This window comes from Sphingomonas sp. CCH15-F11, from assembly GCF_001557005.1.
GTDB lineage: Bacteria > Pseudomonadota > Alphaproteobacteria > Sphingomonadales > Sphingomonadaceae > Sphingomonas.
Genome location: NZ_LSKG01000069.1, coordinates 97,111 through 110,586, shown reverse-complemented (window position 1 = coordinate 110,586; position 13,476 = coordinate 97,111). Strand labels below are relative to the sequence as shown.

At 68.3% G+C, this 13,476-nt stretch carries 14 protein-coding genes, 1 tRNA gene and 1 other RNA gene; 9 read left to right on the top strand and 7 right to left on the bottom strand.

From position 1 onward, the window contains the following. Nucleotides 1-2: 2 nt before the first annotated feature. The 4 genes from AX709_RS07000 to tkt are packed head-to-tail and all read right to left on the bottom strand — an operon-like array spanning nt 3 to nt 4,654. Nucleotides 3-1,193: a phosphoglycerate kinase gene (locus AX709_RS07000; RefSeq protein WP_066476368.1), complete on the bottom strand. Its 1,191-nt coding sequence runs from the start codon at nt 1,191-1,193 to the stop codon at nt 3-5. Beyond that, nucleotides 1,190-1,648 (bottom strand): MOSC domain-containing protein, encoded by a 459-nt coding sequence (locus AX709_RS06995; protein ID WP_066548145.1) that lies wholly within the window; start codon nt 1,646-1,648, stop codon nt 1,190-1,192. Before AX709_RS06995 ends, AX709_RS07000 begins: the two co-directional genes overlap by 4 nt. 9 nt (nt 1,649-1,657) lie before the next feature. Next, nucleotides 1,658-2,665 carry a type I glyceraldehyde-3-phosphate dehydrogenase gene (gene gap / locus AX709_RS06990; RefSeq protein ID WP_066476370.1) on the bottom strand — a complete coding sequence of 336 codons (1,008 nt, stop codon included), beginning with the start codon at nt 2,663-2,665 and terminating at the stop codon, nt 1,658-1,660. Nucleotides 2,666-2,689: 24 nt separating this feature from the next. After that, nucleotides 2,690-4,654 carry a transketolase gene (tkt, locus tag AX709_RS06985; protein WP_066548143.1) on the bottom strand — a complete coding sequence of 655 codons (1,965 nt, stop codon included), beginning with the start codon at nt 4,652-4,654 and terminating at the stop codon, nt 2,690-2,692. A 166-nt stretch (nt 4,655-4,820) separates the two neighbouring features. Between tkt and AX709_RS06980 the strand changes: the two genes are divergently transcribed. From AX709_RS06980 to AX709_RS06960, 6 genes are all read left to right on the top strand, one after another. Then, entirely contained in the window at nt 4,821-5,036 is a 216-nt protein-coding gene (locus AX709_RS06980; RefSeq protein ID WP_066548141.1) for a hypothetical protein, read from the top strand. Continuing rightward, a complete protein-coding gene (locus AX709_RS06975) occupies nt 5,033-5,335 on the top strand; it encodes a cell division protein ZapA (protein WP_066548135.1) in 303 nt (100 codons plus the stop codon). The genes AX709_RS06980 and AX709_RS06975 overlap by 4 nt, the downstream gene beginning before the upstream one ends. An 11-nt stretch (nt 5,336-5,346) precedes the next feature. Then, nucleotides 5,347-5,505, top strand: a non-coding RNA gene (gene ssrS, locus AX709_RS19555) — 6S RNA. 319 nt (nt 5,506-5,824) lie between these two features. Next, the gene (locus tag AX709_RS06970) at nt 5,825-6,388 is read left to right on the top strand and encodes a 5-formyltetrahydrofolate cyclo-ligase (RefSeq protein ID WP_066548134.1); all 564 of its coding nucleotides are present in this window, start codon (nt 5,825-5,827) and stop codon (nt 6,386-6,388) included. Beyond that, a complete protein-coding gene (locus tag AX709_RS06965) occupies nt 6,388-6,594 on the top strand; it encodes a DUF2842 domain-containing protein (protein ID WP_066548133.1) in 207 nt (68 codons plus the stop codon). The genes AX709_RS06970 and AX709_RS06965 overlap by 1 nt, the downstream gene beginning before the upstream one ends. Nucleotides 6,595-6,748: 154 nt before the next feature. Continuing rightward, nucleotides 6,749-8,113, top strand: a complete 1,365-nt coding sequence (locus AX709_RS06960) for an ABC1 kinase family protein (protein ID WP_066548130.1) — start codon at nt 6,749-6,751, stop codon at nt 8,111-8,113. Between the two features lie 29 nt (nt 8,114-8,142). Here the strand turns inward: AX709_RS06960 and AX709_RS06955 are convergent, their stop codons facing one another. The 3 genes from AX709_RS06955 to AX709_RS06945 all read right to left on the bottom strand — a co-directional run bounded on the left by AX709_RS06955 (nt 8,143) and on the right by AX709_RS06945 (nt 9,951). Beyond that, complete coding sequence (locus AX709_RS06955; RefSeq protein WP_066476393.1) at nt 8,143-8,499, bottom strand: PRC-barrel domain-containing protein; 357 nt, start codon at nt 8,497-8,499, stop codon at nt 8,143-8,145. 128 nt (nt 8,500-8,627) lie between these two features. Further along, a tRNA-Asp gene (locus tag AX709_RS06950) sits at nt 8,628-8,704 on the bottom strand. 23 nt (nt 8,705-8,727) lie between these two features. After that, nucleotides 8,728-9,951: an AI-2E family transporter gene (locus AX709_RS06945; RefSeq protein WP_082731664.1), complete on the bottom strand. Its 1,224-nt coding sequence runs from the start codon at nt 9,949-9,951 to the stop codon at nt 8,728-8,730. A 70-nt stretch (nt 9,952-10,021) separates the two neighbouring features. On the opposite strand from AX709_RS06945, the gene glpK reads away from it, so the two are divergent. The 3 genes from glpK to trpB are packed head-to-tail and all read left to right on the top strand — an operon-like array spanning nt 10,022 to nt 13,467. After that, a complete protein-coding gene (gene glpK, locus AX709_RS06940) occupies nt 10,022-11,494 on the top strand; it encodes a glycerol kinase GlpK (protein ID WP_066548127.1) in 1,473 nt (490 codons plus the stop codon). A gap of 58 nt (nt 11,495-11,552) precedes the next feature. Next, nucleotides 11,553-12,188 carry a phosphoribosylanthranilate isomerase gene (locus AX709_RS06935; protein WP_066476395.1) on the top strand — a complete coding sequence of 212 codons (636 nt, stop codon included), beginning with the start codon at nt 11,553-11,555 and terminating at the stop codon, nt 12,186-12,188. Nucleotides 12,189-12,237: 49 nt separating this feature from the next. Further along, nucleotides 12,238-13,467, top strand: coding sequence for a tryptophan synthase subunit beta (gene trpB / locus AX709_RS06930; protein ID WP_066548124.1), 1,230 nt, complete (start codon nt 12,238-12,240; stop codon nt 13,465-13,467). The last annotated feature ends 9 nt before the right edge of the window (nt 13,468-13,476 follow it).

Sequence of the window (13,476 nt, the reverse complement as noted above, 5' to 3'; positions counted from 1 at the left end):
GCTTAGCGGGCAAGGGCAGCGACGCCGGGCAACGCCTTGCCCTCCATCCATTCGAGGAACGCGCCGCCGGCGGTCGAGACGAAGGTCATGTCGGCCGCGACCCCGGCCTGGTTGAGCGCGGCGACGGTGTCGCCTCCGCCGGCGACCGACACCAGCGACCCCTCGCGGGTCAGCGCGGCGGCGGTGCGGGCCAGCGCCACGGTCGCGGCATCGAACGGGGGCGTCTCGAACGCGCCGAGCGGGCCGTTCCACACGAGCGTGCGACAGGTCTTGAGCACGTCGGCGAGCGCCTCGGTCGCTGCGGGTCCGATGTCGAGGATCATCTCGTCGGCGGCGACCTCATGGACATTGGCGGTGCGCAGCGATGCGGGGTGCGCGGCGAACTCGGTCGCGACCATCACGTCATAGGGCAGGTGGACGGTACAGTTGGCGGCATCGGCCGCATCCAGGATCGCCTCCGCGGTTGCGGTCAGGTCATGCTCGCACAGGCTTTTGCCGACATCGACGCCGCGCGCGGCGAGGAAGGTGTTGGCCATGCCGCCGCCGATGATCAGATGATCGACGCGCGCGACCAGATGCCTGAGCACGTCGAGCTTGGTCGACACCTTCGCCCCGCCGACCACCGCGGCGACGGGATGCTCGGGATTGCCCAGCGCCTTGTCGAGCGCATCGAGCTCGGCCTCCATCTGACGCCCGGCAAAGGCCGGCAGGCGACGCGCCAGACCCTCGGTCGAGGCATGCGCGCGATGCGCGGCCGAGAAGGCATCGTTGACATAGAGGTCGCCCAGCGCCGCGAAGCGTTCGACCACCGCCGGATCGTTCTTTTCCTCACCGCCGAAGAATCGGGTATTCTCGAGCAGCCCGATATCGCCGGGCTGGAGCGTCGCGACCGATTCCGCCGCGCCCTCCCAGTCGATATATCGCACCGCACGACCGAGCACGTCGGACAGGGGGCGCGTGATCTGGGCCGTCGAATGTTCGGGCGACGGCACCTTGGGCCGGCCGAAATGCGCCAGGATCAGGACGATCGCGCCACGATCGGCCAGTTCGGTGATCGTCGACACCGCGGCGCGCAGCCGCGTGTCGTCGGTCACCGCGCCGTCGGCCATCGGCACGTTCAAATCCTCGCGCACCAGCACGCGCTTGCCGGTGACGTCACCGATATCGTCGAGGGTCTTGAAATTGCGGCTCATGCTTCGATCCTTATTGCGTCGCCGATGCGGATGGTCCCGCCGGTGACGACCTTCGTACATGCCCCGCCCCGCCAGTCCGGGGTCAGCGCGGCACGCAGTCCGGGCGCGACTTCCTCCATGCGGCTGCACGGTTCGCATTCGACCGTGACGCGCAGCACAACCTCCGCACCGATGCGCAGCAGCATGTCCGGCTGCTGCGGGAGGTCGAGCCCCTCGACCAGCAGGTTGGCGCGCCGGTGCCACCACGGCAGCGTGTGGCCGACCTCCGCCATCGCCTGTGCCCAGTCGCCCGCCTCGATCAGCGTCACCTGGCGGCGGCCGCGACCGCCGGGCTTGATCGCCCCGCGAAAATCACCGTGCAGGCCACCGTCGATGCTGACCGCCACCGCATCGACCACCTCGATCGGCGCGCGGGGCCGGGCATGTCGGGCGATCCCGGCGAGGCGACCGGTCATCGTCCTGGCTCAGCCCAGCTTCGCCATCGCGCTGGCGGTATCGACCATGCGGTTGGAGAAGCCCCATTCATTGTCGTACCAGCTGACGACGCGCACCAGCTTACCGTCGATCACCGCGGTCTCCAGGCTGTCGATTGTCGAGGACGCCTGATTGTGCATCAGATCGATCGAGACCAGAGGCTCGTCCGAATAGTCGAGGATGCCGGCAAGCGGCCCGCTTTCCGACGCGGCCTTCAGGATCGCGTTGACCTCGTCCTTCGTCGTTTCGCGCGCGGGCGTGAAGGTCAGGTCAACCAGGCTGACGTCCGGCACCGGCACCCGGATCGCCGAACCGTCGAGCTTGCCCTTCAGCTCGGGCAGCACCTCGCCCACCGCGCGCGCAGCACCGGTGGTGGTCGGGATGATCGACATCGCGGCCGCCCGCGCGCGGCGCAGGTCGGGATGGATCTGATCCAGGATCTTCTGGTCGTTGGTATAGGCGTGGACGGTGGTCATCAGCCCGCGCTCGATCCCGATCGCGTCATTCATCACCTTGGCAACCGGGGCCAGGCAGTTGGTCGTGCACGACGCGTTGGACACGATGGTGTGCGCGGCCTCCAGCTTGTCGTGGTTGACGCCATAGACGACCGTCAGGTCGACATTCTTGCCGGGGGCGGAAATCAGCACCTTCTTGGCACCTGCATCGATATGCTTCTGCGCCGACGCGCGGTCGGTGAAGAAGCCCGTGCATTCCAGCACGATGTCGACGCCGTGCTTGGCGTGCGGCAGGTTGGCGGGATCGCGCTCGGCGGTGACGGCGATGCGCTTGCCGTCGATCACCAGGTCGGTACCGTCGGCGGCGACGCTGCCCGGATACTTGCCGTGCACCGAATCGCGGCTGAACAGCCACGCATTCGACTTGGCATCGGCAAGATCGTTGATCGTCACCAGCTCGAGCCCGCAATCCGGACGCTCCAGGATCGCGCGCGCCACGAGGCGGCCGATGCGCCCAAAGCCGTTGATCGCAACCTTCGTCATGTCGTGCTTACTCCCGTGAAGCCGTTAGAGTCGTTCGATGATCCGCGGCGTGATCGCATCCGCGGTCAGCCCGAAATGCTGGTAGAGCGCAGGCGCCGGTGCCGACGCACCGAAGCTGTCGATCCCGAAGCGCAGCCCGTCCGTCCCGGTATAGCGTTCCCAGCCCAGCGTCGTTCCCGCCTCGATCGACACGCGCAGCGCGTCGACGGGCAACAGGTCGGCACGATAACCCGCGTCCTGCGCGTCGAACCGTTCCCAGCACGGCATCGACACGACGTCGGCACCGATGCCGCGCTCCTCCAGCGCCGCGCGCACCGCGACCGCGATCTCGACCTCGGAACCGGTGGCGATCAGCACCACGCGGCGCGGCGCGCTGGCCGCCTGCAGGCGATAAGCGCCGCGCGCGGAGCGGTTCTCGCCCGCCGCTTCGGTGCGCAGCTGGGGCAGGTTCTGGCGGGTGAGCGCCAGCACCGCCGGGCCGTCGGCGCGCCGCAGCGCGAGTTCCCAGCATTCTGCGGTCTCGACCGCATCGCAGGGCCGATAGACCTCCAGATTGGGGATCAACCGCAGGCTGGTCAGGTGCTCGACCGGCTGGTGGGTCGGCCCGTCCTCGCCCAGCCCGATCGAATCGTGCGTGAGCACATAGATGACGCGCGCCTGCTGGAGCGCCGACAGACGGATCGCCGCGCGGCAATAATCGGCGAAGACCAGGAACGTGCCGCCATAGGGGATGACGCCACCATGCAGCGCCATCCCGTTCATCGCCGCTGCCATGCCGAATTCGCGGATGCCATAGCTGAGATAGCGGCCCGAATAATCGTCGGCCGTCAGCGGTGCCTGATCCTTCGTCCGCGTATTGTTGGAGCCGGTCAGATCGGCCGAACCGCCGATCGTCTCGGGCAGCAGGGCATTGATCGCGCCCAGCGCCAGTTCGGACGCCTTGCGCGTCGCGACCTTCTGCGGGGCCGCGATCAGTCCGTCAACATGCGCGGCGAGGCTGAAATCGGCGGATAGCTCGCCCGACATCCGTCGCAGAAATTCGTCTTTATCTTGATGGCTTGCCAGGCGCTGCTGCCATTCGGTGTGAAGACCGGCGCGCGCCTTGCCCGCCGCCAGCCACGCATCGCGAATGTCCTGCGGTACCTCGAACGGCGGCGCGGTCCAGCCCAGCGCCTCGCGCGCTGCGGCGACTTCGGCGGCACCGAGCGGCGATCCGTGGACGCCCGAGGTGCCGCCCTTGTTGGGCGCGCCCTTGCCGATCGTCGTGCGGCAGCGGATCAGCGACGGCAGGTCCGAGTCACGGGCTTCGGTCAGCGCGCGCTCGACATCGGCGAAGTCATGCCCGTCGCATTCGACGACGTGCCAGCCCGATGCGCGATAGCGCGCGGGGATATCCTCGCTCGACGACAGCGCGACCGCGCCGTCGATGGTGATGCGGTTGTCGTCCCACAGCACGTTCAACCGCCCGAGCTTCAGATGCCCGGCCAGCCCCACCGCCTCATGGTTGATGCCTTCCATCAGGCAGCCGTCGCCGGCGATTACCCAGGTGCGATGGTCGACCAGCGCGTCGCCGAACACCGCGTTCAAATGACGCTCGGCGATCGCCATGCCGACCGCGGTGGCAAAGCCCTGGCCCAGCGGCCCGGTCGTCGTCTCCACCCCGGGCAGCTCGAAATTCTCCGGGTGCCCCGCACACGGGCTGCCGAGCTGGCGGAAATTGCGGATGTCGTCGATCGTCGGGCGCGCATAGCCGGTCAGGTGCAGCAGCGCATAGATCAGCATCGAGCCATGCCCGGCCGACAACACGAAACGATCGCGGTCGGGCCAGCGCGGGTCGGCGGGATCGTGCTTCAGGAACCGGGTGAACAGGACGGTCGCGGCGTCCGCCATCCCCATCGGCATCCCCGGATGGCCGGAATTGGCGGCTTCGACCGCATCCATGGCAAGCGCCCGGATCGCGTTGGCGAGTTGGGTGTCGGTCGCGGCCATGCTGCTCCTTGTTCGGCCAGCCGGATCGCCTGGCCCATCGCGCCACGGTGCCGGGATCGGCCGCGGCCATAATGCTGATGGCCCGCCCCTTTGCGGCGGCGACGCGCCTTCGTCAACCGGCCAGCCGCGCTTGCCCGTGCGTGCCGGGCGGCGTAATCGTCATGCGATGGCCGACCTTGCTTCCGACGACATGACCAACCCTGCCCTCGCGCGAATCGAACGCGCCGTGGCGCGTATCGAGCGGGCGTCCGCTGCGCGCGTTGCCGCTACCGCCGCGCTTACGCGACGCCACCAGCTGCTGCGTGCACGCATGACCGACGCGCTCGACGCGCTCGACACGCTGATCGCCGCGCAAGAGGCGCGGGGGACCGAGGACGCATGAGCCACGTCCTGCTCACCGTCGCCGGGCGCCAGCATCAGGTCGCGTGCCGTCCCGGCGACGAGGCGCGGCTCGAACGGCTGGCCGCCCTGCTCGATCGCCATTCGGACGCCGCGATCAAGGTCGCCGGCGGCGTGCCCGGCGAGCGCGCGATGCTTTTCGTCGCGCTGATGATCGCCGACGAACTGGCCGATGCCCAGGCCAATCCGCCATCGGGGGTTGCGGACCATCTGCTTTCCAACCTGGCCGAACGACTCGAAGCAATCGCGGCGGTGCTTGAGGAAGACGCGCCGACCTCCTAAATAGGGGGCGGCGGGAACTGCCCGGTACGAGCTTTAGCGAAAATCCCTGAGGCGATAAAATCATCCAAGGGAGCTGTCCCTGCCCGGACCCTGGTCCGAAGCACATGGCCCCCACCTGACGTTACCGGCGTCAGAGGATATTCCAGCAACCGACCCATGGTGGTCCCCGCCACCCCCGTTTGCGAAAGTTGATGGGACGACGATCAGATCGCCCACGGGTGGTCGTAAAGATGTTCCATCGCGTCACATACCGCTCATCCTGAGTAGGGGCTGAGCCCTTCGAGGCCGCCTGCGGCGTCGCTCAGGATAAACTTCGGCTTTGCCGAAGCCGAAGCCTGTCCTGAGCGCCTGCCTTGGCAGGCAGTCGAAGGGACCCGTATCGAAGGACTCACGCGCGCTCTCGTTCTTCGATAGGCCATTTCGACAAGCTCAATGGCTACTCAGGATGAGCGGGTTTAGAGATCTGTCCACATGCAGACAGGCCCAGAAATGACGATGGACACCGACAAATCCGCCCTGCGCGCCGAATTGCGCGCGCGCCGCGATGGCTTTGCCACGGACAAGGAAGCCGCCTTCGTCATGCCGGGATGGCTGCGCGCGCGGATCGCGCCGGGCACCGTCGTTGCCAGCTACTGGGCGGTCGGCAGCGAAGCCGATCCGTCGGGGATCGAGCGCGATGCCCGGATGCTGGGCGCGGCGATCGCGCTTCCGCATGTCGCGGCCTCGCGTGCGGTGCCGATGCGCTTCCTCGCCTGGTCGCCGGGCCAGCCGCTGGTCGACGGGCCGATGCGCCTGAAGCAGCCCGCCGCCAGCGCAACCGAGCTCGTCCCCGACATCATCCTGACGCCGCTGATCGGTTTTGACGATGCGCTCAACCGGCTCGGCCAGGGCGCAGCTTATTACGACCGCGCCTTTGCCCGCTTCCCCGATGCGCTACGCATCGGCGTCGCATGGTCGGTGCAGGAGGTGCCCGCCGTGCCGGTCGACCCGTGGGACGTGCCGCTGCACGCCGTGATCACCGAACGCGGCCTGTTCATGACCGGAGACTGGTAATGGAACCCAATTGGCGCAAGCCCGTCGGCATGCTGGCGATTTTGGTCGCCGCCTTCGTGTGGATCGGCCTCGTCGCGAGCTTTTCGGCGACGATCGGGGGTTTGCACTGGGCGGTGCAGGCGCTGGTCTACGCGGTGACCGGCGTGATCTGGATCGCGCCGATGAAGCCGTTGCTGCGCTGGATGGAAACCGGGCACTGGCGATAGCGCCCGATCTGGGACGAAGGTTGCGCGCGTCGCCCCGGCGGAGGCCGGAACCATTGACGAATGCGGAAACGCCCCCTGCCCCATAGCCCGCATTGAAGCGCGACCGCCGCGCCTTACCTGCGTGGAATAAAGCCTTTCACCGGAGCATGTCCAAATGGCCCTTCCCCCCGATCGCCGGCACGGCACCGCAGTGCCCACCGGACGGTTCGCGCGATTGGCCAGGTTCGGCGGCCTTGCCTCGGGCGTGGCCGGCGGCATGCTGGTCGACGGGGCGCGACAATTCGCCGCCGGCAAGCGGCCGAACGTCGGCGACCTGTTGCTGACCCCTGCCAATGCGATGCGGGTGACGGCGCAGCTCGCGCAGCTGCGCGGCGCGGCGATGAAGATGGGGCAGTTGCTGTCGATGGATGCGGGCGAGCTGCTGCCGCGCGAGTTGACCGACATCCTCGCCCGGCTGCGCGCCGACGCCGATCACATGCCGCCGGGTCAGCTCAACACGGTCCTCGGCCAGGCATGGGGCCGCGACTGGCGCCGGCAGTTCGCCGAGTTCGGTCAGCGCCCGATCGCCGCCGCGTCGATCGGCCAGGTGCACCGTGCGCGCACGCGCGACGGCCGCGATCTGGCGATCAAGATCCAGTATCCGGGCGTCGCCCGCAGCATCGACAGCGATGTCGACAACGTCACCGCGCTGCTCCGCGTATCGGGCCTCGTCCCCAAACAGATCGACGTCGCGCCCCTGCTGGCGGAGGCGAAGCGGCAGCTGCACGACGAAGCCGATTATGCGCGCGAGGGCGCTTATCTGGCGCGGTTCAAGACCTTGCTCGCCGATCGGCCGGAATTCGTCGTGCCCGACTCGCACGCCGACCTTACCCGCCCGACCATCCTCGCCATGGATTTCGTGACGGGCGTTCCGGTCGAGTCGCTTGTCGATGCGCCGCAAGCCGAGCGCGACCGCGTCGTCACGCTGCTGCTCGAACTGGTGCTGCGCGAGCTGTTTGAATTCGGGCTGATGCAGACCGATCCAAATTTCGCCAACTATCTCTACGATCCCGCGACCAAGCGGATCGCGCTGCTCGATTTCGGGGCCGCGCGCGAAATCGCGCCGGAAACCGCGGCGGGGTATGCGCGCCTGCTGAACGCCGCACTTGACGGCGATCTGGACCGCGCGCGGGAGGTTGCGGCGGCGGCGGGCTTCATCAATGTGGACGCGCCGCGCTGGCGGCAGGAAAAGGTGATTGCGATGCTGGATCGCGGCCTCGCGCCACTGCGTGGCGACGCGATGTTCGATTTCGGCGCGCGCGACATGCTTGCGGAGATGCGAGCGGAGGGCGTCGAACTGGCCGCCGATCGCAGCCAGTGGTTCCTGCCCCCGGTCGACACGCTGTTCATCCAGCGCAAGATCGGCGGCATGTATCTGCTGGCTACCCGACTGCGCGCGCGGGTGAACGTGCGCACGCTGTTCGAGCGCTATCTGCCCGCAGACGTGCAATTGCCGACGCCGGCATCCGCCGTCGCATGACGGCGGCGCCGGAGCCCGTTTCTGGATGATCAGGCGTAGTTCAGGCCATAATACCCATGGACCTGCTCGCCATAGGCGCGGTCATAGGTCGGCTCGTCCTGATCGTAGCGCGGTGCGTTCTCCAGCTGCTCCTTGGTCAGGCTGACGACATAGCCGCCCTTGTCGGTGTCATAGGTCAGCGTCTGCCACGGCAGCGGATAGTGGCTGTGGCCCATGCCGAACAGGCCGCCGAACGACATGACCGCATATTCGACCTGGCCCGACATCTTGCCGACCATGAACCGCTCGATCGTGCCGAGCCGGTCGCCGTCGGCGCCGTAGACCGCCGTGCCCTCGACCTTGTCCGAAGCGATCAGATCAATGGTTTCGCGTGAGTCGATGTCCATGGTTACCCTCCATACTGGTCGCCGCTCCTTGGCGGCGGCGACAGGAAGGGAACGCCCCGTGTCCGGGTTAAGTTCAACGATTTTCGAGAAATTTCGGCGCGGCCGAACGCGCGCCGCTGCGCGGGCAATGGCGCGAGTGACGGGGCTCGAACCCGCGACCTCCGGCGTGACAGGCCGGCGCTCTAACCAACTGAGCTACACCCGCATATCCTTGCGAGAGCGCGGCACCTAGAGGACGGCCTCGGGGCTGTCAACACCCCCGGCGGGCGATGTTTCGCGCTTCGGCGCATGCTCGCGCGGCGGCTCGTTCACCAGCGTCCCATGCTCGAACAGGAAGCCCGCGATATCGGGACGTCCTGCCGCGCGCAGCACCCGCTGAAAGATGATCAGCAGCGGCACCGCGAGCAGCGCGCCGGCCGTTCCCCATACCCAGCCCCAGAAGCTGAGCGCGATCAGGATCGACAGCGGATTGATCGTCAGCCGGTGACCGATGACCAGCGGCGTGAACAGGTTCGCCTCGACCAGATGCGCGACGATCATGATGAAGGCAGGCATCAGCGCCCACCACAGCTGGTCGAAGGTCATCAGGCCGCCCAGCGCCAGCAGCGCCGCCGCCAGGATCGGCCCGAAATAGGGGATGTAGTTGAGCAGCGCGACGATCCCGCCCCACATCAGCGGCGTCGGCATCCCGATCAGATAGACGCCGCCCGCGACGACCAGGCCGAGCGACAGGTTGATCAGCGTGATCGTGCCCAGATAGGCCGACGTGTCGTCGACGACGTCCTGGATCACCCGCGCCGTCGCCAGCGCCCCGCCGAAGCTCGATCGGCTGGTGATCGCCGACTGGCGCAGCCGCGTCCACCCCGACAGGAAGAAATAGATGACCAGGATGACGAAGAACATTTCGATGAGCGCCGACGGGGCCGACGTCCCGACCAGGTCGAGCAGCGAACGGGGCGGCTCCACGACGGCTTCGTTGCGGCGGGCGGGCGCGCTCGCCACCTCGCTGATCAGGCGGTTCACGAACTTCTCGAAGCTCGAATAGAAATCGATGAGCGGGGCGATGTTCGTCTGGATGCGGGCGATCCGCTCGGGCAGCACCTGGACCCAGCTCCACGCCGGCACGACGATCGAGGCGAGCGCGATGTTGGCGATCGCCAGGAACACGAACACGCACAGGAACGCCGCGAGCGGCGACGGCAGCCGCCGCCGTTCCAGCCATTCCAGCAACGGCACCAGCGCGATCGCGACGACGATCGCCGCGGTCAGCGGCAGGAAGAAGCGGTATCCGGCCTGGAGCGCGAAGGGCAGCGCGAGCACCAGTCCGACGCCCGCGATCAGGGTCAGCCCGGCGAGCAGGCGGTCGCGGCGCAGTTCCTCGTCATGATGGGTATCGCCGGTCAGGCGTTCGGGATCATGCTCGCCCGGCCCGGTGACGTTGTGCTGGTTCATGCTGCCTGTGTAGAACAGCCAGCGGGCAAGGGGAATTCCCCCCGCCGGTCGTCCGGCCTATGCTGATGCGATGGAAAAGCTGATCCTGGTGCTCGACGCGGGCACCACCTCCACCCGCGCGATGCTGTTCGACCCCGACCGCGGCCATGTCGCCCACGAAGGCCGGCCGATCACGCAGCATTACCCACGCCCCGGCTGGGTCGAACATGACGCCGGCGAAATCTGGCGCGAATCGCTGGCGTGCGCACACGCGATGGTCGCGCGTGCCGGCGGCGCCGACCGGATCGCCGCGATCGGCATCACCAACCAGCGCGAAACCGTCGTGTTCTGGGACCGGGCAACGGGCGAGCCGCTCGCCCCGGCGATCGTGTGGCAGGACCGCCGCACGGCCGATCTGTGCGCCGCGTGGCGCGACGCGGGCGAGGAACCCGGGGTGCAGGCGCGCACGGGGCTCCGGCTCGATCCCTATTTTTCGGGCAGCAAGGTCGCCTGGGCGATGACGAACTGGCCCGAGGTCGCCGCGGCGGCGCAAGCCGACCGGCTGGCAATCGGTACCGTCGAAAGCTGGCTCGTGTGGAAACTGACCGGCGGGGTGCATGTCACCGATGCGACCAACGCATCGCGCACCTTGCTGATGGCGCTGGGCAGCGGCAGCTGGGACGACGGGCTGATCGAGCTGTTCGGCGCGCCGCGCGCGGCGTTGCCCGCGATCGTCGATTGCGCCGGATCGTTCGGCGAGACGACCCTGTTCGGCCATCCCATCCCGATCACCGGCATGGCCGGCGACCAGCAGGCCGCGTCGATCGGCCAGGCGTGCCTCAATCCCGGCGAGACCAAGGCGACGTTCGGCACGGGCGCATTCGTGCTGACCCATACCGGCGCAACGCCGCCGGTGTCGCGCCACCGGCTGCTGGCGACGCTGGCGTGGCAGATCGACGGGCGGCGCGCCTATGCGATCGAAGGGTCGGTGTTCGTCGCCGGCAGCCTGATCAAATGGCTGCGCGACCAGGTCGGCCTGATCGGAACCGCGCAGGAAACCGAGGATCTGGCCCGCAGCGTCGCCGACAATGGCGGCGTCTATCTGGTCCCGGCGCTGAGCGGCATCGGCGCGCCGTGGTGGCAACCCGACGCCCGCGCCGCGATTTCCGGCCTCAGCTTTTCCAGTACCCGCGCGCACATCGTCCGCGCCGCGCTGGAGGCGATGGCGCACCAGGCGCATGACCTTAAGACCGCCTTCGCCGCCGATGGTGCCGACTGGGCGCGGCTGCGCATCGACGGCGGTATGGTCGCCAACGACTGGATGGCCCAGGATCTGGCCGACATGCTCGACGTGACGGTCGAACGCCCGGATTTTGCGGAGACCACCGCGATGGGTGCCGCCATGCTTGCCGGGCTGGGCTGCGGCCGCTTCGCCTCGCTGGAGGCGGCGGCGGCGATGCGCGGACCGGTGCGCGAATTCACCCCGTCGATCGACCCGGACCTGCGCGCGCGCCGGCTGGCGGGCTGGGCGCACGCAGTGAAGCAGGTGCTGGCGCCCGCCTGACCACCGGCGCCTGACTGCCGGGGCTTGCGCGCGCCGCCGAGGCTTCTATGGCGGCGCGATGCCCGCCACGGTCAAGATTTGCGGCCTGTCGACCGCCGACACGCTCGATGCCGCGATCGGCGGCGGCGCGAGCCATGTCGGGTTCGTCTTCTTCGCGCCAAGCCCGCGCAACCTCGCCCTCGAACAGGCGATGGCGCTCGCGGCGCGCGTGCCCGATCGGGTCGCGCGGGTCGGCGTCTTCGTCGATCCCGACGACACCCTGATCGACGCGGCGGTTGCGGCGGGCAGGCTCGATGCCTTGCAGCTTCACAAGACCGCGCCCGGACGCGTCGCGGCGATCGGCGCGCGCACCCGGCTTGAGACCTGGGCGGCGGTGGCGATCAAGACCGCGCGCGATCTTGACCAGGTGCGCGATTTCGCGGGCGCGGCCGACCGCATCCTTTATGACGCCAAGACGCCGGAGGGCGCGACGCTGCCCGGCGGCATGGGCGTGCGCTTCGACTGGGCGCTGCTCGACGGGTTCCGGCACCCGCTGCCCTGGGCGCTGTCCGGCGGGCTCGACGCGGGCAATGTCGCCGAAGCAATCCGGCGCACCGGCGCGACCCTGGTCGATGTCTCGTCCGGCGTCGAGCGCGCACCGGGCACGAAGGACCCGGCGAAGATCGCCGCGTTCCTGAAGGCGGTGCACGGATAGGCGATGCCGTATCGACTTGGGGCCTGCAGGTGCTAAACGCACCCGCATCATGAACGCACCCAACAGTTTCCGGGCACAACCCGACGAGCGCGGGCATTTCGGCGATTATGGCGGCCGCTATGTCGCCGAAACGCTGATGCCGCTGATCCTCGACCTGGAGCGCGAATATCGCGCGGCGCAGGCCGATCCGGCGTTTCACGCCGAGTTCGACGACCTGCTCGAACATTATGTCGGCCGCCCGAGCCCGCTCTATTATGCGCCGCGGCTGACCGAGGCGCTGCGCGCGGGTGCCCCCGACGGCATGGGCGCGGAAATCTGGTTCAAGCGCGACGAACTCAACCACACCGGCGCACACAAGATCAACAACTGCATCGGCCAGATCCTGCTCGCGCGCCGCATGGGCAAGACGCGGATCATCGCGGAGACGGGGGCCGGCCAGCATGGCGTCGCGACCGCCACGGTCTGCGCGCGCTTCGGCCTGCCGTGCGTCATCTACATGGGCGCACGCGACATCGAGCGGCAGCAGCCCAATGTGTTCCGCATGAAGCTGCTGGGCGCAGAGGTCCGCCCGGTGACGAGCGGGGCTGCGACGCTCAAGGATGCGATGAACGAGGGGCTGCGCGACTGGGTCGCGAACGTCCACGACACCTTCTACATCATCGGCACCGCCGCCGGGCCGCACCCCTATCCCGAGCTCGTCCGCGATTTTCAGAGCGTGATTGGGCGTGAAGCGCGCGCGCAGATGCTCAGCCGCACCGGCCGCCTGCCCGATCTGCTGGTCGCGGCGATCGGTGGCGGATCGAACGCGATCGGGCTGTTTCACCCCTTTCTCGACGACGCGGACGTCAGGATGCTCGGCGTCGAGGCGGCCGGGCATGGGCTCGACAAGGAACACGCCGCGTCGCTGGCGGGGGGCTTCCCCGGCATCCTGCACGGCAACAAGACCTATCTGCTCCAGGACGAGGACGGCCAGATCACCGAGGCGCATTCGATTTCGGCCGGCCTCGATTATCCAGGCATCGGGCCGGAACACGCGTGGCTGAAGGACATTGGCCGGGTCGACTATACCTCGATCACCGACGCGGAGGCGCTCGATGCGTTCCAGCTGCTCTGCCGGACCGAGGGGATCATCCCTGCGCTCGAACCGAGCCATGCCATCGCCGCCGTCGCCAAGGTCGCGCCGACGATGCGCGCCGACCAGGTCATCCTCGCGAACCTGTGCGGACGCGGCGACAAGGATATCTTCACCGTCGCCGAGGCGCTGGGAGTGGCGATGTGAATCGGAGCT